The organism is Dokdonella sp. (assembly GCF_019634775.1).
GTDB lineage: Bacteria > Pseudomonadota > Gammaproteobacteria > Xanthomonadales > Rhodanobacteraceae > Dokdonella.
Genome location: NZ_JAHCAS010000001.1, coordinates 142,431 through 161,620 on the forward strand (window position 1 = coordinate 142,431; position 19,190 = coordinate 161,620).

The following is a 19,190-nucleotide window of genomic DNA, read 5'->3' on the forward strand; positions in this document are numbered from 1 at the left end:
TCGGTCTCGTTGCGTCTGATCACGCGGGGGGCAGGGACTGCAGGAAGTCGAATACGTGCGCACTGAAGACGCGGTTCTCGTCACCGGCAACCATGTGCGTCGCCCGTGGCACTGTGACATGACGGGCGTGGGGTACAAGCTCTAGAAATTCGGCGATCGTCTCTGCGGAAACGACGTCGCTGGCGCCACCGCTGACCAGCAAGGTCGGCACCCGGATCTTGCGCGCCGCCTCGAACAGGTCGCCCTGATGGCGCGCCGAATCCTCGGCGATCGGCGCGAGCATGCGCGGATCCCAGTGCCAGCGCAGCCGTCCGTCGTCGCCACCGACGAGCAACCCAGCCAGGCGCTCGGATGAACGCCGCGGGCCGCGATGCGGCAGGTAGGCGGCGATCGCGTCGGCAGCCTCGTCGACATGGGCAAAGCCATCGGGATGCGCGCGCATGAACTCGACGATGCGGGCGACTCCGGCCGGCTCCCAGCGCGGCGTGATGTCGACCAGCACCAGCGCACGGCAGTGGGCAGACTCGCGCGCCGCCATGACCAGGCCGACCAGGCCGCCCATCGAGGCACCGACCACTACCGGTGGCGACGTCGTCTCGGCGCAGACGGTGGCGAGATCGTCGACGAACTGATCGACATGGTAGTCGCCGCTGCCGAGGCGATCGCTCTCGCCGTGGCCGCGGGCGTCATACGCCAGCGCGCGCCAGCCCGCCATGCCGAGTTCGGCGAGCGCGCTGCGCCAGGCGCCACGGGTCTGGCCAAAACCGTGCGCGAAGACGATGGTGGGTGCGGTGGCCGGGCCATGCTCCTCGACGGCCAATGCCACGTCGCCGGAGCGCAGGCGGCGCAGGCGTGGGGAAGTCACGGCGGATGGTTCGGCTTTGACCATACGGGCAAGTATGGAATGAAACGAGCGTTCGAATCAACGTGACGCACGCGCATGCCAGCGGTCACCGTCCACCGCTCGCTTTCCATCGCCGCTCGGCCTCGGGCACACTCGAACGCATGACCACCGCCGCCTCGACGACCAGCGAGCCCCGCGCGCGCCTGAGCGCCGCCGACTGGGAAACCGCCGCGCTCGATGTCCTCGCCCGCTCCGGCCTCGGCGCGGTCGCCGTCGAATCGATCGCGCGCGCGCTCGGCGTCACCAAGGGCAGCTTCTACTGGCACTTCGCCAACCGCGAAGCTCTGGTCAAGGCCGCGATCGAGCGCTGGGAGCGTCGCGACGAGGACGATGTGCTGCGTCAGGTCGAGCCGATTGCCGACCCGCGCGAACGCCTGCGCGAGCTGTTTCGCCGCGTCGGCGGCGAGGCGCAGTCGCACCTCATCTATGCCGCCCTGCTGCAGGCCTCCGACCACCCGCTCGTGCAACCCGTCATCGAACGTATCTCGCGCCGTCGCCTCGACCTGCTCACCGAGGCCTACCGCCAGGCCGGTTTCGAACCGCGCGCCGCCAGCCATCGGGCCCGCCTCGCCTACACGGCCTATACCGGCTTCCTGCAACTGCACCAGCACCACGGCATGCCGCGCATGGACCACGATGACTTCGAGGCCTATGTCGCGCATGTCATCGAGACGCTGATTCCGGGGTGAGCACGGGCTTTTCCTGCGCGTGCCGCGCGTTTGCAACGAAGTCTGACGACGACTCTTCGGTCATTCTTGCCCGTATGACGCGCACGAATGCTCCTCGCTCTTCAGCAGGCGCAGGACATTCGCGTGGACAAACAGCTTCTCGCGCCTGGCTTTCTGCTCGCGAAGCAGGCCGAGGTCGACCAGTTGCTGGAGGCAAACCGACGCCGTCCGCCGCTTCGCGATACCTTTCACGACGAGGTTCCGGATACGGCAGCAGGGCTGCCTGGGATGTTCTGATCAATCCCGCAATGGCGTCATGATCAGAGCATCCCTTGGCGACGCCACGGTGGTTGATGCGGATCATGGCGAGCCAGCGCCGCCGATGCGACCGTCGATGGCCGCCGCCACGCCATGGAGCATGCGTTCCGCCATGATCGAACACCTGGACCTGCGTGACCTGCCGCCGCCGGAACCCCTGAACCGGATCGTCGAAGCGCTGCGCTCGCTCGCGCCCGGGCATCGTCTGGACGCGCTCACGCCGTTTCCACCGATGCCGTTGCTGCCGATCCTGCAGCGCCAGGGTTTCGCCTGGCGCATCGACGAACTGCCGACAGGCCATGCGCGGGTGAGCATCTGCCGGAAGGAGGATGCCTCCGTGTTGCTGACGGCAGATCCGCTGCGGTGAGCGGGCTGGACCTGGCCCAGGCACCACCGCCCGAGCGACCCCTGCGCTGGCTGTCCAGCGTGCCGATCTGGGGCATGGCGGCAGGTGGCTGGCTGCTGGTGCATGGCGAAACGGCGCTGACCAGCCGCTGGTCGCTGCACACGGTGGCGCTGGTGCACCTGTTCACCCTGGGTGTGCTGGGCAACGCCATGCTCGGCGCCCTCCTGCAGTTCGTGCCCGTCGCCGCGGGCAGTGCGATGCCCGTGTCGAAACAGGCCGGCTGGCTGCATGTGGTCTACAACCTGGGGCTGGTGCTGTTCGTGGTCGGCCTCGGCCTTGGCTTCCCGGCTGTCCTCGGGATGGCTGCGGCCCTGCTCGCCCTTCCACTGCTCGCATTCGCCCTTGCCGCATTGCCGGGCCTGTTCGCGGCAGGTGCACGACGCAGCCTGCGCGCCGGCATCGGCTTCGCGCTCGCGGCGCTGATCGCGACCGTGCTGGTCGGCCTGCTTGCGGTCGCCATCCTGCGCGGCGATGCCGCCCTGCCGCTGGAGCACATCGCCGATGTCCATGCGGTGCTGGGACTGCTCGGCTGGAACCTGGCCCTGATCGCTGCGGTCGGCAGCATCACCCTGCCGATGTTCCAGGGCACCGTGACGGTGCCGGCGCACTGGCTGTCGCGCTGGCTCCTGCTGACCGGCATCTGCCTGCTCGCCGGAATCCTGCTGCGTCTGGGCAACGGCTCGCCGACCGGTTTGGTCGTGGCGGCGGCCGTGCCGGCGTTGCTGCTGGTCGCTGCATCGTTCTGGCTGCCACTGCGCGCGCTGCACCAGCGCAATCCGGCACTGAGGGCGTTCTGGCGGTTCGGCACACTGGCGGTCGGCACCGCCTGCTGCCTGGCCCTGCTGCAGACCGCACAGGTGCTGCCCGCCTCGACCGCCATGCTGGCAGGAGCACTCGGCATCGGTGTCGGCTTGCCGATGATGGTCATCGGCATGTTGCTGGAAATCACCGCATTCCTGACCTGGATCGGCTTGCGACAGGCCTGCCCGCGTGGGGTCCGCGTGCCCGGCACCGGTCGCCTGCTGCCGGAGTCCGACAAGCGTGTCGTGCTCGCCGCCCATCTGACCTGCCTGCTCGCCCTGCCCGCCGCGGTGCCGTGGCCGGTGCTGGCCAAACCGGCCGGGATGCTGCTCGCCAGTGCGCATGCGCTCACGCTGATCTACATGCTGCGTTGCCGCCAGCGTGCGCGCCGGTTCCTGCAGGCGTCGGCTTGAGCAGCGCGCGCGCACGGGGTCGCGCCCGCCGCGCCGCAAGGCATGCGGATGCAGGTGCCCCGGCGCGGACCTGGCCCGTACATCCGCATCCGCCCCGGTCATGCCGGCTGCCGGCCACGCACGGCTCGATCACCATGGCTTGATCCCGGTCAGCGCGGGCCGCTGTCATCGCCACTAGCCTGCGTCGGGCCGGCATCAGCAGACCCTGCATGACGATCACCCCATCCGTGTCGCCAGCGCCATCCGCAGCGGATCCACAGGCTGCGCAGCCATCGTTGCGGGCGGCCTCGTTGCTGCTCTCCGCGACGCGCCACGCCATCGACCTGATCGACGATGCAATGGTCGCGCTGCTGGCGATGCGGCGCGTGATGTCGGCGCAGGCCGGGACGGCGAAAGGCATTCTTCGGCGCCCGCTGCGCGACCAGGCCCGCGAGTGCGAGATCCAGCGGCGCGCGCGGCGCCTGGCCGCCCGCATGCGCGTGCCGACCGAAACCACCGACGGCCTGATCCACGTGCTGATCGACGATGCCTGCCGACAGCAATCGCACCACGCCTCGGCTACGCCCTCCCCCTCCTTGCCGTCCACGACCGATGCCGACATGAGCAACCAACGCGCCCTGCTGCGACTGATCCCGCCACCGCAACGCTTCAAGCCGTTGCTGCGCTGGGCGCCCCCCACGTTGATGGAGAAGGTGATCGAACTGGCCTTGTCCCGAGCACTCGCGCGCGAGCACATCGGGCGCCCACTGGACCATATCGCCGGTCGGCGCCTGGGCATCGAAGCCGCAGACATCGGCGTGACCTGCGTGGTGCAGTGGAGCGGGGGGCGCTTGCGCGCGGTGCAGGCGCCGGCCGAAGCCAGCGTGCGTGGCAGCGTGACCGACCTGCTCCTGCTTGCCGCCCGCCTGGAGGATGCCGACACCCTGTTCTTCCAGCGCCGGCTGGTGCTGACCGGCGACACCGAGCTCGGGCTGACCGTGCGCAACCTGCTCGACCGGATGCCTTGGGAGGCCTTGCCGCTGGGGTTGCGCATCGCCCTGCATCGTGGCGCGCGCCTGGCGCGGGCGGCGCGCGAGGCCTACCACGCCTGATGATCCGCAGACGCATCCCCGTCCATCCGGGCACATCAAGTCTTTGCCCCGAGCGCAACGGATAGCGAGCGGCCCCTACTGGCGCAGGCCGATGCGCCGCGTCACTCAGGCAATGCGAGTTCGTGCCTGCCCGGCTGCCCGTGCCAGTAGCCATTGCGCGCAGCGCGTGGCGGCGGTGCTGTCGGCGCGGCCAGCATCTGGCGGAAATGGGCGACCACCTCGGCCATGCCGTCGGCCTGCGGATACAGGCGCAGCACATCCACGCCGCAGGCCAGCAGGTCATCGCGCTCGGGGGCGAGGTCGACCACTTCCGCACTCTGGATCTGGATGCCGTTGATGGTCAGGAACGGATCGCCCTCGCGGGTGGCCAGGGGCATGCCATCGGCGTGTTCGATGCAGCGGAACCCGCACTGATCCTTCGGCACATCCAGTGCTCGGGCCGTGAAACACCGTGCTGAATAGGCCAGCGGCATCCGCCCCCAGGCCATCAGCTCCAGTTCCGGCATGCGTCCGCCCTGCGCCTGCAGCGCGTCGCGCAACTCGCGCAGCAGGGCGCGCCCCTGCTCCACGCCGGGCACCCAGCGGCACAGGCCGTCCTCCATCAACAAGGCCAGGGCATGATGGTTGTAGATGTTGAGCGTGGGGCCGCCGACGAAGGGCAGCCCGCGCTCGCGGCAAAGCTGCACGGCCGAGAGGTCGTTGGCCTCCACCAGGAATCGCCCGTTCTCGACCTGTCGGCGCAGCACCCCCAGCTCCGACTCCGCTTCGATCAGGGCCAGCGTGGACAGCACCACCTGCTTGCCGGCGTCGGTCAGTTCGTGGGCGAGGCTGAGCCAGTCGCGCAGACCCAATTCGCGGCGCTTGCTGCAGACGGTCTCGCCGAGATAGACGATGTCGACCGGCCATGCCGCCGCCGCGCGATAGAACGCCAGCGTGTGTTCGCGCGGCCAGAAGTACTGCAGCGGTGCCAGGCTCAGTTTCATCGGTTCAATGCCAGGCACGGTGATAGGGGCCGAGGGTGGTCTGCTGGCCTTCGGCGTGCGCGGCCAGCGCCTGCTGCCAGGCGGATTCGGACTTCCACTGCTGCGGGCTCACGCGGTAGCGGTCGATCGCCGCGCGCCAGGTTCGCGTCACCGCACTCACATAGGCCGCTCCACGCTGGCGGCCCTCGATCTTCAGTGCCACCACACCGGCCTGTGCCAGACGCGGCAGGATGTCCAGCGTGTTCAGACTGGTCGGTTCCTCGAGGGCATGGAACACCTCGCCACCGACCCGATAACGTCCCTTGCATACGGTCGGATAGCCGGCCGGTTCGCCATCGGCGAATCGGTCGATGAGCAGGCCGTTCAGGCGTACCGAGCGGCTGCGGTCCGGATGTTCGTCCCAGCGCACGAACTTGGCCGGCGAACATACGCCATGCCGGTTCGGTGACACGCCGGTGACGTAGCTGGAAAGCTGGCATCGACCCTCGACCATGATGCACAGGCTGCCGAACGCAAACACCTCCAGAGGCACCGGTGCGGTTTCGCACAGGCGCTCGACCTGCTGGATCGACAACACGCGGGGCAGCACTGCCAGGGAGATGCCGAAACGTTCGTGGGCGTAGCGCAGCGCGGCCGCCGTGGTTGCCGAGCCCTGCACGGAAAGGTGCCGCGCCAACTGCGGATGTCGTCGCGCCGCATGGTCCAGCACGGCCATCTCGGCGGCGATGATGGCATCGGCGCCGAGCGCCGCGGCCTGGTCCACCGCCGTTCGCCAGTACGGCAGGCGGGCGCTGTCGGGGTAGGTGTTCAGGGCCAGATAGACCTTGCGTCCGCGCGCGTGCGCATACGCGATGCCCTGGCTCAACTCGTCACCGTCGAAGTTCAGGCCGGGGAAGGCGCGTGCATTGGTCTGGTCGCGGAAACCCGCATAGACGGCATCGGCACCGGCATCGATTGCCGCCCGCAAGGCAGGCAGGTTGCCCGCCGGACATACCAGTTGCATGAGGGATTCCCGTACCGGCCCGCCGGTGATGCTCGATTCGCGGACAGCCGGCGTCATTGATCCATGTCAGCTCATGGCGACTTGCACAAGTCCGCCCACAGGGCGTCGATGCGTCGCTCGACCTGCGGGTCGGGACGGATCGGACGCCCCCAGTCCCGGCTGGTTTCCCCGGGCCATTTGTGGGTGGCGTCCAGCCCCAGCTTGGAACCCAGGCCCGCGACCGGCGAGGCGAAGTCCAGATAGTCGATCGGCGTGTTCTCGACCAGCAAGGTGTCGCGCGCGGGATCCACGCGGGTGGCGATCGCCCAGATGACCTCGCGCCACTCACGCACGTCGATGTCGTCATCGGTCACGATCACGAACTTCGTGTAGGTGAACTGGCGCAGGTAGGACCAGATGCCCATCATCACCCGTCGCGCGTGCCCGGGATACTGCTTGCGGATGGACACCACGGCGATGCGGTAGGAACACGCCTCCGGCGGCAGGTGGAAGTCGATGATCTCGGGAAAGACCTTGCGCAGGATCGGCACGAACACGTCGTTGAGCGCCATCGACAGCACGGAAGGCTCGTCGAACGGCGCCCTCCCCATGTAGCTGCCGTGGTAGATCGCGCCATCACGCAGGCGCATCCGCTCGACCGTGAACACCGGAAACATGGCTTGCGCGTTGTAGTAGCCGGTGTGGTCACCGAAGGGCCCTTCCAGCGCGGTATCGTGCGGATGGATGAAACCCTCGAGCAGGATCTCCGCACCGGCCGGCGCATCCAGCCCGGTCAGATCGCTGCGCCACACGCGCGTGCGCGCACCGCGCAGCAGGCCGGCGAACTCGTACTCGGACAGCGTGTCGGGGACCGGAGCCACCGCCGCCAGCATGGTTGCCGGATCGGCACCGATGGCCACCAGCAACGGGAATGGTTCGCCGGGCCGGGCCGCCTGCCAGGAGGCATGGTCCTGGGCTCCGCCCCGGTGCTGCAGCCAGCGCATGATCAGGCGGTTGCGCCCGATCACCTGCTGCCGGTAGATCGCCACGTTCTGCCGGCGCTGGTGCATGCCGCGCGTCACCACCAGACCGAAGGTGAGCAGGCGTCCGGCATCTTCAGGCCAGCAGCGCTGGATCGGCAGGCTGCCGAGGTCGACATCGCCCCCTGCCACGACCTGCTCGCAGAAGGCCGCATGTCGAACCCGCATCGGCGCCGCATGGGCCAGCTGGGCGAGGCCCGGCCATGCGTGCAGCATCTCGCGCAACGACGAAGGCCAGACCGGCTCCTTCAGTTCGGCGAGCAGCTCACCCAGCTCACGCAGCGATGCGAGTGGCCGGTCGCCGATGGCCAGTTCGATCCGGCGCCGATGGCCAAACAGGTTTCCGAGGGCCGGCAGCGCGGAGCCCTTCGCGTGCCGCATCAGCAGCGCCGGCCCCTGCTCGCGCAACGCGCGCAGGCACAACGCGGTGCTTTCCAGGTCCGGATCGACCGGCGCGTCGACCTCCCGCAGCTGGGCATTGGCCGAGAGGCAGGCCAGAAACTGGCGCAGGTCGTGAAACGCCATGCCGCATTCACCCCGCCGAGGCCGCACCGGGCGGCAGTCTGCACGGGCGCAACCGGCCCGCGCCTTGACGGCGGTCAAACCTGCCGGGATGCGGCTGGGCGCCAGTGTGGGCCGAGCAGGGATGGCCTGACCGAGGCGGCCTGATCCACCCGCCTCCACGCTGCGATGCGGCAGCGGACCTTGCCAAGCCCGCGGTTGCCTCGCTAGTTTCGCGGCCAATCCGTTCACGTGCCGGCGAGCAAACCCGGCCACCCGAGGAATCCATGTCCAGTTCGCTTGTGTCCTTGAACCGCTGGGTCGAGGAAGTCGCCCGCTTGACCGAACCTGCCGCGATCCACTGGTGTGACGGCTCGGAGGCCGAAAAGGCCGCCCTCACCGCACTGATGCTCGAGCGCGGCGACCTGATCGCGCTCGACCAGGACAGCCACCCGGGCTGCCACCTGCACCGCTCGCATCCGTCCGACGTCGCGCGCGTCGAGCACCTGACCTTCATCTGCACGAAGGACAGGGACGACGCCGGCCCAAACAACCACTGGATGGATCCGGCCGAGGCGCACGCGAAGATCGACGCGCTGTTCGCCGGCTGCATGCGCGGACGCACGCTCTATGTCGTGCCTTACTGCATGGGGCCGATCGATTCCCCGATCTCGCGCTGCGGCGTGGAGATCACCGATTCGCCGTACGTGGTCGCCAACATGCGCATCATGACGCGCATGGGCGCCGCGGCACTGGCACGCATCGAGCGTGAGGGCGTGTTCGTGAAAGGCCTGCACTCGACCGGCGAACTCGACCCGGACAAGCGCTTCATCATGCATTTCCCCGAGGAACTGGCGATCAAGTCGATCGGCTCGGGCTACGGCGGCAATGCCCTGCTCGGCAAGAAATGCCATGCCTTGCGCATCGGCTCGTGGCAGGCACGCAGCGAGGGGTGGCTTGCCGAGCACATGCTGATCCTCGGTGTCGAGAATCCGCAGGGCGAGACGCACTACGTCGCCGCCGCCTTCCCGTCCGCCTGCGGCAAGACCAACCTGGCCATGCTGATCCCGCCCGAGGGCTACCGCGCCGCCGGCTGGAAGGTGTGGACCATTGGCGACGACATCTGCTGGATGAAGCCGGGCGCCGACGGCCGCCTGTGGGCGATCAATCCGGAAGCCGGCTACTTCGGCGTCGCTCCGGGCACCGGCCGCAAGACCAACCCGAATGCGCTGGCGATGCTCGGACGCGACACGATCTTCACCAACGTCGGCATGACCGCAGACCGCAAGCCGTGGTGGGAGGGCCTCGACGAAGGCACCCCGGCGCTGGACTGGCAGGGCCGCCCCTACGACCCGGCCAACGGTCCGGCCGCGCATCCGAACTCGCGCTTCACGGTCGCCGCGAAGCAATGCCCGAGCTGGTCGCCGCGCGCCGAGGATGCGCAGGGCGTGCCGATCAGCGCGATCGTGTTCGGTGGCCGCCGACCGTCACTGGTGCCACTCGTGTTCGAGGCGCGCGACTGGGCGCATGGCGTCCTCGTAGGTGCGGCGATGGGTTCGGAGACGACCGCGGCGGCGACCGGCGCGGTCGGCGTGCTGCGTCGCGACTCGATGGCGATGAAACCGTTCTGCGGCTACAACTTCGCCGACTATTTCGCGCACTGGCTGTCGTTCGACAAGGCCGGCGCGAGATTGCCGAAGATCTTCCACGTCAACTGGTTCCGCCGGGGTGCCGACGGCAGATTCCTGTGGCCCGGCTACGGCGAGAACCTGCGCGTGCTCGAATGGATCATCGGCCGCTGCACCGGCAAGGCCGGTGCGCAGGACACGCCGATCGGTGCGCTGCCGCGCGCGCAGGACCTCCACCTCGACGGTCTCGAGCTCGCCCCCGGCGCGATCGAGGAGCTGCTGCACGTCGATGCGGTCGGCTGGCGCGACGAACTGGCCAGCATCGGCGCGTACCTCGACTCGTACGGGACACGCATGCCTGCGCGCCTGCATGCCGAGTGCCGCCGCATTGCCGACACCCTCGCCGGTGCGCCGAAACAGGCGCGCGCCGCGAATGGTTGAGGGTGACGGTCTTTCTTCGTAGGAGTCCCTGCAGGGGCGATGCTCCTTCTTCGTGCCCCCGTGTCAAAGAGCATCGCCCGTGAACGGGCTCGTGCAGGGGTTCCTGCGGGGCATTGCCGGTAAACCTTTCCGCCGCAGCCGGCATCGAATCGGGCACCATGAGTACCGCCTGCCTGCCGATGCCGCTTGCGATGATCGATGCGCCACGGTCCGAACCCGAGGATGCCGCGCTGGTTCGCCGTGCGGCGAGCGGCGACACGCGGGCGTTCGAAGCGCTGTACCGGCGCCATGTCGGCCGTGTGCACGGCGCCGTCTGGCGCCTGTCGGGCATGAACGCGACACGTGCCGAGGAACTGACCCAGGAAGCCTTCGTGCGCGCCTGGCAGAAGCTCGGCAGTTTCCGCTTCGAAAGCGCGTTCACGACCTGGCTGCATCGCCTCGCGGTCAACGTAGCCTTGATGGACCTGCGCAGCCGCTCCCCCGAGGACAGCATCGAGGACGACGCGCTCGATGCACTCGGCGAGGCGCCACGTCCATTCTGTGCCGGCGAGCGTGCCGACCTCGAACGCGCTGTCGCCACCCTGCCGCCACGCGCCCGTGCGGTGCTCGTCCTGCACGACATCGAAGGCTGGAAACACGAGGAGATCGGCCATGAACTCGGCATGGCGGTCGGCTCGTCGAAAGCGCAACTGCATCGTGCGCGCGCTCTGCTGCGGCGCGCACTCGGAGAAGGCCATGAATGACTTCGAGATCCAGCGCCGCCTGCGCGAACTGCGCGTCGTGCGCGAGCCCGGGCGCGACCTCTGGCCTGACATCCGTGTACGTCTGCGGACGGTGCAGTCCGCGGCGCGCACGCGGGCTCGTCCGCGCCGCTGGCTGCCGCTGTCGGCCGCGGCGATGTTCGCCGTCGCCACTACGACCGGCCTGTTCGCCATAGCGGTGCAGCGTCAGGGTGCGCAGCCGACGGCGCCGGACCGGGCGGCCGTGTCAGTGCGCGAACAGATCGAACGCGCCCGCGACCTTGCCCTGCGCGACTACCCCGACCTCGCCGGTGCCGAGATCGTGCTCGACAGTGCCAACGCCGAACTCGAGCGCGCCCTGCGCGAACAGCCCGGCGCAACCTATCTCGTCGATCTCGCCAACCTCACCCATGCACAACGGCGCAAGCTCGCCCGCCTCGGCCTTCAGGCCGGCCAAGGATAAGCCACGATGAAAACCACCGCTCCGCTCCTGTCCTGCCTCCTGTTCGCCGGCGTGTTCGGCAACGCCATCGCCGGCACGCCGATCAACGAGACGCGCAGCGTCGATGCGCGTGCGCGCATCGAGGTGTCGAACGTGCGCGGCGCAGTCAACGTCAGCACCTGGAATCGCGATGAGGTCGAGGTCACCGGCACGCTCGGCGACGGCAGCGGTGGGCTCGAGATCGAGGGCAGCGGCTCGCGCCTTTCAATCAGGGTCAGGGGTGCCGAAAACCGGGGTTGGCTGAGCGGCTGGTTCGGCGGCGGCGCGGGCACACGCATGGAGGATACGATCCTCGACATCAAGCTGCCGCGCGAAGCCGAACTGGACATCGGGGTCGTCAGCGCCACGGTGGCAGTGTCGGGCCTGGCCGGACGGCGCCTCGAAGTGAACAGCGTGAGCGGCAAGGTGCGCGTCGATTGCCAGGCGCACGAAGTCGAGATCGGCAGCGTGAGCGGCGGGATCACCCTGGCCGGCCGCAACGGGCGCGTGCAGGCCGCCACCGTGTCGGGCGACATCGATGCCGGCACGAGCGCCGAGCGATTCGGCCTGGAGACGGTGTCCGGTCGCATCAACGTCGAGACCTCGGGCTACCGCGAACTCGAAGCCGGTTCGGTCTCGGGCGACATCAACGTGCGCGGCACACCGGCGGCCGATGCACGCCTGGAGTCGGAAACGATGAGCGGTGACGTGCGCGTGCAGCTCAACGAGGGTTTCGCCGGTCGGATCCGCGCCGAAACCTTCAGCGGCCGCTTGCGCAGCGACTTCGGCACGGTCACGGAATCCGGCCACGGGCCCGGCCGTTCGCTCGACGCGACGATCGGCGAAGGCGCTGCGCGCCTGCGCATCGAAACCTTCAGCGGCGACATCGAGATCCGGGGGCCGATTCCTTCAGACGTTCACGGCGCCGGCATTCCACGACGTCCCTGGACCGCGCCTCAATCGAGTGAATAGCCGAACTGTTGGCGGAATTGGTCGGCGAACTCCTCGTAGTCGAAGCGCTGGTTCTGCGTGCCGGGATGCTCGACCTTGAGCGCGCCCATGAGGTTGCCGATGCGGCCGATGGTCGGCCAGTCGTAGCCCTTCATGATGCCGTGGATGAGACCTGCGCGGAACGCGTCACCACAGCCGGTCGGGTCGGTGATACGACGTTCATGCGCGGGCGGCGCGTCATGGGTGGTGCCGCCGGCATGGATCTTCGCGCCACGCGGACCACAGGTGGTGATGTAGGCCTTCACGCGCTTGGCGATCTCGGCCTCGTCCCAGCCGGTGCGCTCCTGCAACAGGTTCGACTCGTAGTCGTTGACGGTCACGTAGTCGGCCATCTCGACGAAGCGGCGCAGTTCCGCGCCGTTGAACAGCGGCATCGCCTGACCGGGGTCGAAAATGAAGGGGATGCCGGCTTCGACGAACTCGGCGGCGTTCTGCAGCATGCCTTCGCGGCCGTCCGGGCTGACGATGCCGAACTGGATGCCGGGCACATCGCGCACGTGGTTCTCGTACGAGCGCATCATCGCGCCGGGATGGAAGGCGGTGATCTGGTTGTTGTCGAGGTCGGTGGTGATGAAGGCCTGCGGGGTGAACAGGTCGGGCAGTTCCTTGACGCGGTCGAGGCGGATGCCGAACTCCTCGAAGTGCTCGCGATATGGACCAAAATCCTGGCCGACGGTCGCCATCGGCACCGGATCGCCACCGAGCAGCTTGAGGTTGTAGGCGATGTTGCCGGCGCAGCCGCCGAACTCGCGGCGCATGCGCGGCACGAGGAAGGACACGTTGAGGATATGCACCTTGTCGGGAAGGATGTGGTTCTTGAACTGGTCCGGAAACACCATGATGGTGTCGTAGGCGAGTGAACCGCAGATCAGGGCCGACATGATCGAGGGGAGCTCCGTTGCTGGGGATGCGCCGGCAGGCGGCGATCGGTGGAAGCCGCGCCAGTGAGGGCGGCCGCAAAGGGCGCGATCTTGCCCGACTTGACCTCGATGCGCACGCGGCGCGCGCCACGCGACCGCGGGCCGCCCTCCATCGGCGCTGCACAGATCGCCGCAAACCCGCGCAAAACAAGGCTTTCTTAACGTCGATCCGGCTTGCGGGGGCGCCGGAGCGTCTCTACACTGCGCGTTCTTCGTCGATCGCAAGCCCCGCATCCTTCGCCGGCGTGTTCCTTCCCGGATCGCGCCGTGCCCCGGTGGCCAAAGGCACGCTCCACCGCGTCGCCGGCAGCACCCTCACCGAAGATGCCGGCCTCCGACCGACCATCCCCTGGACGAAATCCGATACCCATGTTCAAAGGCTTGCGCGGACTCTTCTCGAACGACCTGTCGATCGATCTCGGCACGGCGAACACCCTCATCTACGTGCGCGGTCAGGGCATCGTGCTCAACGAGCCCTCGGTCGTGGCGATCCGCCAGGACCGAGGGCCCGGCGGACCGCGCAGCGTTGCCGCGGTCGGCGTCGACGCCAAGAAGATGCTCGGCCGCACGCCCGGCAACATCGTCACGATCCGGCCAATGAAGGACGGCGTCATCGCCGACTTCACCATGACCGAGGAGATGCTCAAGCAATTCATCCGCAAGGTGCATCGCTCGCGCATGTTCCGCCCCAGCCCACGCGTACTGGTCTGCGTGCCGTGCGGCTCGACCCAGGTCGAGCGTCGCGCGATCAAGGAATCGGCCGAGAGCGCCGGCGCGCGCGACGTGTTCCTGGTCGAGGAGCCGATGGCTGCGGCGATCGGCGCCGGCATCCCGGTCGGCGACGCGCGTGGCTCGATGGTGCTCGACATCGGTGGTGGCACGTCGGAAGTCGCAGTGATCTCGCTCAACGGCATCGTCTACTCGCAGTCGGTGCGCATCGGCGGCGACCGTTTCGACGAGGCGATCATCAACTATGTGCGGCGCAACCACGGCACCCTGATCGGCGAAGCAACGGCCGAGCGCATCAAGGTCGAGGTCGGCTGCGCGTTCCCGCAGTCGGAGGTCAAGGAAATCGAGGTGTCCGGACGCAATCTGGCCGAGGGCGTGCCACGCATGTTCACGGTCAATTCCAACGAGATCCTCGAGGCACTGCACGAGCCGCTCGCCGGCATCGTCAGCGCGGTGCGCAGCGCGCTCGAGCAGACTCCGCCGGAACTGTGTTCGGACGTCGCCGAACGCGGCATCGTGATGACCGGTGGCGGTGCCCTGCTGCGCGACTTCGACCGCCTCCTGTCCGAAGAGACCGGTCTGCACGTGCATGTCGCCGACGAACCGCTGACCTGCGTCGCCCGTGGCGGTGGTCGCGCGCTCGAACTCGTCGACAAGCACGGTGGCGACTTCTTCGCACAGGAGTGACCAGGTTCCCGCCGTGCATGCATCCTGCGGTTCCGACGAATAGCCCCGCATGCCGCTGACCCGAACCGACAAGGTGCCGTTGTTCGCCGAGGGTGGCGTCAGCACGCTGCGCCTGATCGTGTACCTGACCATGGCGATGATCGTCATGGTCGTCGACCATCGTGCCGGCTACCTCGAGGGCCTGCGCCAATTGGCCAGCCGTGTGATCGAACCGGTTTACCGGGTGGCCGGGCTTCCGGCCGAAGCCGCACGCGCGGGGCGCCTGGCGATCGCCACGCAGTCGCAACTCGCCGAGGAGAACCGCACGCTGCGCGAGGCCCTGCTGCTCGCCCAGGCGCGGCTCAACCGCATGGCGGCGCTGGCCGAGCAGAACGAACGCCTGAAGGCACTGCTGGACGTGCAGAACAACCTCGGCCTCGGCGTCCAACTCGCGCACCTCGTCGACGTCGACCTCGATCCGTTCCGCCAGCGCGTGGTCATCGACGTCGGCCGCGCCCAGGGCGTGGCGGTGGGCCAGCCGGTCCTCGATGCCGGCGGCGTCATGGGCCAGATCGTCGAAGTGCTGCCGAACACCTCGGTGGCGATGCTGATTACCGACCCTACGCACGCGATCCCGGTCACGATCGAACGCACCGGACTGCGTGCAATCGTCTACGGCACCGGCGGCATCGATCGCCTGCAATTGCCGACCATTCCGATCAGTGCCGATGTCCGGGTCGGCGACCGCCTCGTCACCTCGGGTCTCGGTGGGCGCTTCCCGGCCGGCTTTCCGGTCGGCGAGATCCTCGAGATCAGCAATGACGAGAGCGGCATGTTCGCCGCCGCGCTGGCCAGACCGGCCGCCGCTCTCGAGCGCAGCGGCGACGTGCTGCTGCTGCACGACCTGCCCCAGCCGATGGGTCCGCCACCACCGGACGCATCGCCGGACGGACGGGAGCCAACGCCATGAACCGCCAGCGCGCACACCTGTGGCTGTTCACGGCGAGCATCGCGCTCGCTTTCCTGTTGCAGCTGCTGCCCTTGCCGCAGGCACTGCTGCCGCTCAAGCCGTTCTGGCTGGCCCTGATCATCGTCTATTGGGCGATCGAGGCGCCCGAACGCATCGGCCTCGGCTTCGCCTTCCTGCTCGGCCTGGCCGGTGACGTACTCAGCGGCGAACTGCTCGGTGAGCAGAGCCTGCGCCTGGTCATCCTCGCCTTCATCGTGCTGCGGTTCCGTTCGCGGCTGCGCTTCTTCCCGATGTGGCAACAGGCACTGGCCGTGCTGGCCCTGCTGCTCAACGACCGTGTCGTGCAGATCATGGTGCGCGGCTTCTCCGGCGAGGTCATGCCGGGCGCAACGTTCTGGATCGCACCGTTCGTCGGCATGCTCGCCTGGCCATTCGTGTTCCTGCTGCTCGACGACCTGCGTGCCCGCCTGCGCGTGCAAGAGCCATGAAACCCCGGCCGATCAAGGACACGCGCCAGGAGGCTTCGCTGTTCGTGCGCCGTGCTCTGGTCGGCTTTGCTCTGATCCTGCTTGCGCTGTCCGCGCTTGCGGCGCGCTTCTGGTACCTGCAGGTCGAGCGCCACGACGAACTGCGGGCACGTTCGGACTCGAACCGCATCCTCACCCGTCCGCTGGCGCCGGCGCGCGGCCTGATCTACGACCGCAACGGCGTGCTGCTGGCCGAGAACGTCGCCGCGTTCCGCCTCGAGATCACCCCCGAGCAGGTGAAAGACATGGACGCCCTGCTCGCCGACCTCGCCGCCACGATCGGCGTCAACGATGATGACATCGCACGCTTCAAGGCACTGCGCAAGGGCAAGCGCGCCTACCAGAGCGTGCCGTTGCGCATGAAGCTCAGCGAGGAAGACATCGCGCGTTTCGCGGTCAATCGCTGGCGCTTTCCCGGGGTCGACGTGGTGCCCTATCTCACGCGCTACTACCCGAAGGGCAAGGAGTTCGGCCATCTGGTCGGCTATGTCGGACGCATCGACGACAAGGATCTTCAGCGCCTGGAAACCTCGCGCTATGCCGGCACCACGCACGTCGGCAAGACCGGCATCGAACGCTCCTACGAGGAGCTGTTGCACGGCCAGCCCGGGTACGAACTGGTCGAGGTCAATGCCGACCGGCGCCCACTGCGCGTGCTCGAACGCGTCGCGCCGACGCCGGGCAAGAACCTTTACCTGACCATCGACGTACGCATCCAGGAGGCCGGCGAGGCCGCTTTCGCCGACCGTGCGGGCGCTTCGGTGGCAATCGATCCACGCAACGGCGAAGTGCTGGCCATGATCAGCGTGCCGGGCTTCGATCCGAACCTGTTCGTCAACGGCATCGGCAACGCCGACTACAAGGCCCTGCTCGAGGCGCCGGACAAGCCGCTGCTCGACCGCGCCCTGCGCGGCAGCTACATGCCCGGCTCGACGATCAAGCCGTTCATCGCCGCAGCAGGCCTCGAATTCGGGCTACGCCGCCCCGGTGACACGGTGCTGTCGACCGGCGAGTTCCACATCCCCGGGCAGAAGCGTGGTTACCGGGACATCCGCGCCGGTGGCCATGGCACGGTCAACCTCGAGCAATCCATCGCGCAGTCGGTCAACACGTATTTCTATTCGCTCGCCCTCGACATGGGCATCGACCGCCTGGCCGAGGGCATGGCGCGCTTCGGGTTCGGCGCACCGACCGGCATCGACCTGGTCGGCGAGGCCGGAGGGGTGCTGCCCTCGCGCGAGTGGAAACGTGCGCGCTTCAATCAGCCGTGGTATCCGGGCGAGACCGTCATCGCCGGCATCGGCCAGGGCTACTGGGTGGTAACCCCGCTGCAGCTCGCGCGCGGCGTGGCCACGCTGGCCGCGCGCGGCGTGCCGCAGCAGCCGCATCTGCTCTATGCCACCCAGGACGGCATCGGCGACGCGCCGATGCGCCACATGCTGTCCGCACCCGGCGAGCCGGTATTCAGCAATCCGGCACACTGGGAAGCCGTGCGCGACGGCATGGTCGCCGTGGTCCACGGCCCGACCGGCACCGCACGCACGATGGGTGTCGGCTTTCCCTACATGATCGCCGGCAAGACCGGCACGGCCGAGCGCTATTCGCGCACGACCGAGGCCTGGGAGCACATCTCGCAGGTGGCGATCGAGCGCCACCAGGTGCTGTTCGAGGCGTTCACGCCGGCCGATGACGCGCGCATCGCCGTGATCGTCGCCCTCGAGGCCGGGCGTGCCGGCGGCCGCGACGCGGCGCCGATCGCGCGCACGATGCTCGATGCCTGGCTGGTCAGCGAAGGCGGCCCCGCGCCGAACCCGCCACCGCTCGCCGGAGCAGGCCCATGAGCGAAGTCGTGCTCGCGCGCCTGCGCCGTACCGCTGTCTCGCTGTTGGGCAAGCCGCGCATGGACCTGCCCCTGCTCGGCGCATTGCTCGTGCTCGCCTTCGTCGGCCTCGCCACCCAGTACAGCGCAAGCGACCTTGATCGAGGCCAGGCGCTCGCCCAGGGTGTTCGCCTCGGTCTTGGCGGCACACTGATGTTCGTGCTCTCGCGCATCTCGCCGTCGACCCTGCGCAACTGGACGCCATGGGCCTATGCCGGCAGCGTCGCCCTGCTGGTGCTGGTGGCGATCCTCGGCGAGGGCCGCGGCGCGCACCGCTGGCTCGACCTCGGCTTCGTACGTTTCCAGCCCTCGGAACTGCTCAAGCTGACCATGCCGATGATGGTCGCCTGGTACCTCAACCAGCGACCGCTGCCGCCGGACTGGCTCTCGCTCGGCGTGGTCTGCGTACTGATCGCGATCCCGGCCGGCCTGATCGCCGAGCAGCCCGACCTCGGCACCGCCCTGCTGATCGTCGCCAGCGGCCTGTTCGGCGTGTTCCTGGCCGGCCTCGCCTGGTGGCGCATCGGCCTCATCGTCGCCAGCGTCGCCGCAGCGGCACCGATCGCCTGGCATTTCCTGCACGAGTACCAGCGCAACCGCGTGCGCATGCTGATCGACCCCGATTCCGACCCGCTCGGTCTCGGCTGGCACATCATCCAGTCGAAGATCGCGGTCGGGTCGGGAGGCGTCTGGGGCAAGGGCTGGAACGCCGGCACACAGTCGCGCCTGGAGTTCCTGCCCGAACACACCACCGACTTCGTGTTCTCGGTGTTCGCCGAGGAATGGGGCCTGGTCGGCGTGCTGATGCTGCTCGCGCTCTATGTGTTCATCATTGGCCGCAGCCTGTGGATCGCGGCCAATGCGCGCGACACCTATTCACGCCTGCTGGCCGGTGCGATCAGCATGTCCTTCTTTGTCTACGTCATCGTCAACGGCGGCATGATCACCGGCATGCTGCCCGTGGTCGGCGTGCCGCTGCCGCTGGTGAGCTATGGCGGCACCTCGGCAGTGTCCCTGCTGGCTGGTTTCGGCGTGCTGATGTCGATCCACGCGCATCGCAAGCGGGTGGCGGGGTGAGCATCGCGCAAGCT

The 19,190-nt window shown here is 68.4% G+C and carries 19 protein-coding genes; 13 read left to right on the plus strand and 6 right to left on the minus strand.

Annotated elements, in window-relative coordinates:
* Positions 1–19 precede the first annotated feature (19 nt).
* Entirely contained in the window at positions 20–889 is an 870-nt protein-coding gene (locus tag KF907_RS00600) for an alpha/beta fold hydrolase (protein WP_291217033.1), read from the minus strand.
* 116 nt (positions 890–1,005) lie between these two features.
* Between KF907_RS00600 and KF907_RS00605 the strand changes: the two genes are divergently transcribed.
* Positions 1,006–1,593, plus strand: coding sequence for a TetR/AcrR family transcriptional regulator (locus tag KF907_RS00605; protein WP_291220195.1), 588 nt, complete (start codon positions 1,006–1,008; stop codon positions 1,591–1,593).
* Between the two features lie 60 nt (positions 1,594–1,653).
* Here KF907_RS00605 and KF907_RS15385 read toward each other — a convergent pair whose 3' ends face one another.
* Positions 1,654–1,824, minus strand: coding sequence for a hypothetical protein (locus KF907_RS15385; protein ID WP_343214747.1), 171 nt, complete (start codon positions 1,822–1,824; stop codon positions 1,654–1,656).
* Between the two features lie 142 nt (positions 1,825–1,966).
* Between KF907_RS15385 and KF907_RS00615 the strand changes: the two genes are divergently transcribed.
* The 3 genes from KF907_RS00615 to ubiT all read left to right on the plus strand — a co-directional run bounded on the left by KF907_RS00615 (position 1,967) and on the right by ubiT (position 4,601).
* Entirely contained in the window at positions 1,967–2,257 is a 291-nt protein-coding gene (locus tag KF907_RS00615; protein WP_291217038.1) for a DUF2249 domain-containing protein, read from the plus strand.
* A complete protein-coding gene (locus KF907_RS00620) occupies positions 2,254–3,510 on the plus strand; it encodes a hypothetical protein (RefSeq protein ID WP_291217041.1) in 1,257 nt (418 codons plus the stop codon). Before KF907_RS00615 ends, KF907_RS00620 begins: the two co-directional genes overlap by 4 nt.
* A 209-nt stretch (positions 3,511–3,719) precedes the next feature.
* Positions 3,720–4,601: a ubiquinone anaerobic biosynthesis accessory factor UbiT gene (gene ubiT / locus KF907_RS00625; protein WP_291217043.1), complete on the plus strand. Its 882-nt coding sequence runs from the start codon at positions 3,720–3,722 to the stop codon at positions 4,599–4,601.
* Positions 4,602–4,702: 101 nt separating this feature from the next.
* Here ubiT and KF907_RS00630 read toward each other — a convergent pair whose 3' ends face one another.
* The 3 genes from KF907_RS00630 to KF907_RS00640 form a co-directional block, all read right to left on the minus strand.
* Positions 4,703–5,584, minus strand: coding sequence for a U32 family peptidase (locus tag KF907_RS00630; RefSeq protein WP_291217046.1), 882 nt, complete (start codon positions 5,582–5,584; stop codon positions 4,703–4,705).
* 4 nt (positions 5,585–5,588) lie between these two features.
* Entirely contained in the window at positions 5,589–6,587 is a 999-nt protein-coding gene (gene ubiU / locus KF907_RS00635; protein WP_291217049.1) for a ubiquinone anaerobic biosynthesis protein UbiU, read from the minus strand.
* 71 nt (positions 6,588–6,658) lie between these two features.
* Positions 6,659–8,131 (minus strand): UbiD family decarboxylase, encoded by a 1,473-nt coding sequence (locus KF907_RS00640; RefSeq protein ID WP_291217052.1) that lies wholly within the window; start codon positions 8,129–8,131, stop codon positions 6,659–6,661.
* A gap of 263 nt (positions 8,132–8,394) precedes the next feature.
* On the opposite strand from KF907_RS00640, the gene KF907_RS00645 reads away from it, so the two are divergent.
* The 4 genes from KF907_RS00645 to KF907_RS00660 all read left to right on the plus strand — a co-directional run bounded on the left by KF907_RS00645 (position 8,395) and on the right by KF907_RS00660 (position 12,369).
* Positions 8,395–10,176 (plus strand): phosphoenolpyruvate carboxykinase (GTP), encoded by a 1,782-nt coding sequence (locus KF907_RS00645; RefSeq protein WP_291217054.1) that lies wholly within the window; start codon positions 8,395–8,397, stop codon positions 10,174–10,176.
* Between the two features lie 158 nt (positions 10,177–10,334).
* Positions 10,335–10,919, plus strand: a complete 585-nt coding sequence (locus KF907_RS00650) for an RNA polymerase sigma factor (RefSeq protein WP_472843813.1) — start codon at positions 10,335–10,337, stop codon at positions 10,917–10,919.
* Entirely contained in the window at positions 10,912–11,379 is a 468-nt protein-coding gene (locus KF907_RS00655) for a hypothetical protein (RefSeq protein ID WP_291217056.1), read from the plus strand. The genes KF907_RS00650 and KF907_RS00655 overlap by 8 nt, the downstream gene beginning before the upstream one ends.
* A gap of 6 nt (positions 11,380–11,385) precedes the next feature.
* A complete protein-coding gene (locus tag KF907_RS00660) occupies positions 11,386–12,369 on the plus strand; it encodes a DUF4097 family beta strand repeat-containing protein (RefSeq protein ID WP_291217058.1) in 984 nt (327 codons plus the stop codon).
* Here KF907_RS00660 and KF907_RS00665 read toward each other — a convergent pair.
* The gene (locus KF907_RS00665; protein WP_291217060.1) at positions 12,354–13,289 is read right to left on the minus strand and encodes a carbohydrate kinase family protein; all 936 of its coding nucleotides are present in this window, start codon (positions 13,287–13,289) and stop codon (positions 12,354–12,356) included. The two genes, KF907_RS00660 and KF907_RS00665, sit on opposite strands and share 16 nt — an antisense overlap.
* A gap of 408 nt (positions 13,290–13,697) precedes the next feature.
* Here KF907_RS00665 and KF907_RS00670 point away from each other — a divergent pair, with 408 nt between their 5' ends.
* From KF907_RS00670 to rodA, 5 genes are read left to right on the plus strand one after another with little or no spacing between them, the layout of a single operon-like run.
* A complete protein-coding gene (locus KF907_RS00670) occupies positions 13,698–14,744 on the plus strand; it encodes a rod shape-determining protein (protein WP_291217063.1) in 1,047 nt (348 codons plus the stop codon).
* 49 nt (positions 14,745–14,793) lie between these two features.
* The gene (gene mreC / locus KF907_RS00675; protein ID WP_291217065.1) at positions 14,794–15,693 is read left to right on the plus strand and encodes a rod shape-determining protein MreC; all 900 of its coding nucleotides are present in this window, start codon (positions 14,794–14,796) and stop codon (positions 15,691–15,693) included.
* Complete coding sequence (gene mreD / locus KF907_RS00680; protein WP_291217066.1) at positions 15,690–16,181, plus strand: rod shape-determining protein MreD; 492 nt, start codon at positions 15,690–15,692, stop codon at positions 16,179–16,181. The genes mreC and mreD overlap by 4 nt, the downstream gene beginning before the upstream one ends.
* Positions 16,178–18,061: a penicillin-binding protein 2 gene (gene mrdA / locus KF907_RS00685; protein ID WP_291217069.1), complete on the plus strand. Its 1,884-nt coding sequence runs from the start codon at positions 16,178–16,180 to the stop codon at positions 18,059–18,061. Before mreD ends, mrdA begins: the two co-directional genes overlap by 4 nt.
* Positions 18,058–19,176, plus strand: a complete 1,119-nt coding sequence (rodA, locus tag KF907_RS00690; protein WP_291217071.1) for a rod shape-determining protein RodA — start codon at positions 18,058–18,060, stop codon at positions 19,174–19,176. Before mrdA ends, rodA begins: the two co-directional genes overlap by 4 nt.
* The last annotated feature ends 14 nt before the right edge of the window (positions 19,177–19,190 follow it).

Excerpts from the sequence above, each read along its gene's own strand:
- KF907_RS00600 (WP_291217033.1), bottom strand. The coding sequence starts at position 889 with ATGGTCAAAGCCGAACCATCCGCCGTGACTTCCCCACGCCTGCGCCGC.
- KF907_RS00605 (WP_291220195.1), top strand. The coding sequence starts at position 1,006 with ATGACCACCGCCGCCTCGACGACCAGCGAGCCCCGCGCGCGCCTGAGC.
- KF907_RS00615 (WP_291217038.1), top strand. The coding sequence starts at position 1,967 with ATGGCCGCCGCCACGCCATGGAGCATGCGTTCCGCCATGATCGAACAC.
- ubiT (WP_291217043.1), top strand. The coding sequence starts at position 3,720 with ATGACGATCACCCCATCCGTGTCGCCAGCGCCATCCGCAGCGGATCCA.
- KF907_RS00630 (WP_291217046.1), bottom strand. The coding sequence starts at position 5,584 with ATGAAACTGAGCCTGGCACCGCTGCAGTACTTCTGGCCGCGCGAACAC.
- ubiU (WP_291217049.1), bottom strand. The coding sequence starts at position 6,587 with ATGCAACTGGTATGTCCGGCGGGCAACCTGCCTGCCTTGCGGGCGGCA.
- KF907_RS00640 (WP_291217052.1), bottom strand. The coding sequence starts at position 8,131 with ATGGCGTTTCACGACCTGCGCCAGTTTCTGGCCTGCCTCTCGGCCAAT.
- KF907_RS00645 (WP_291217054.1), top strand. The coding sequence starts at position 8,395 with ATGTCCAGTTCGCTTGTGTCCTTGAACCGCTGGGTCGAGGAAGTCGCC.
- KF907_RS00650 (WP_472843813.1), top strand. The coding sequence starts at position 10,335 with ATGAGTACCGCCTGCCTGCCGATGCCGCTTGCGATGATCGATGCGCCA.
- KF907_RS00655 (WP_291217056.1), top strand. The coding sequence starts at position 10,912 with ATGAATGACTTCGAGATCCAGCGCCGCCTGCGCGAACTGCGCGTCGTG.
- KF907_RS00660 (WP_291217058.1), top strand. The coding sequence starts at position 11,386 with ATGAAAACCACCGCTCCGCTCCTGTCCTGCCTCCTGTTCGCCGGCGTG.
- KF907_RS00665 (WP_291217060.1), bottom strand. The coding sequence starts at position 13,289 with ATGTCGGCCCTGATCTGCGGTTCACTCGCCTACGACACCATCATGGTG.
- KF907_RS00670 (WP_291217063.1), top strand. The coding sequence starts at position 13,698 with ATGTTCAAAGGCTTGCGCGGACTCTTCTCGAACGACCTGTCGATCGAT.
- mreC (WP_291217065.1), top strand. The coding sequence starts at position 14,794 with ATGCCGCTGACCCGAACCGACAAGGTGCCGTTGTTCGCCGAGGGTGGC.
- mreD (WP_291217066.1), top strand. The coding sequence starts at position 15,690 with ATGAACCGCCAGCGCGCACACCTGTGGCTGTTCACGGCGAGCATCGCG.
- mrdA (WP_291217069.1), top strand. The coding sequence starts at position 16,178 with ATGAAACCCCGGCCGATCAAGGACACGCGCCAGGAGGCTTCGCTGTTC.
- rodA (WP_291217071.1), top strand. The coding sequence starts at position 18,058 with ATGAGCGAAGTCGTGCTCGCGCGCCTGCGCCGTACCGCTGTCTCGCTG.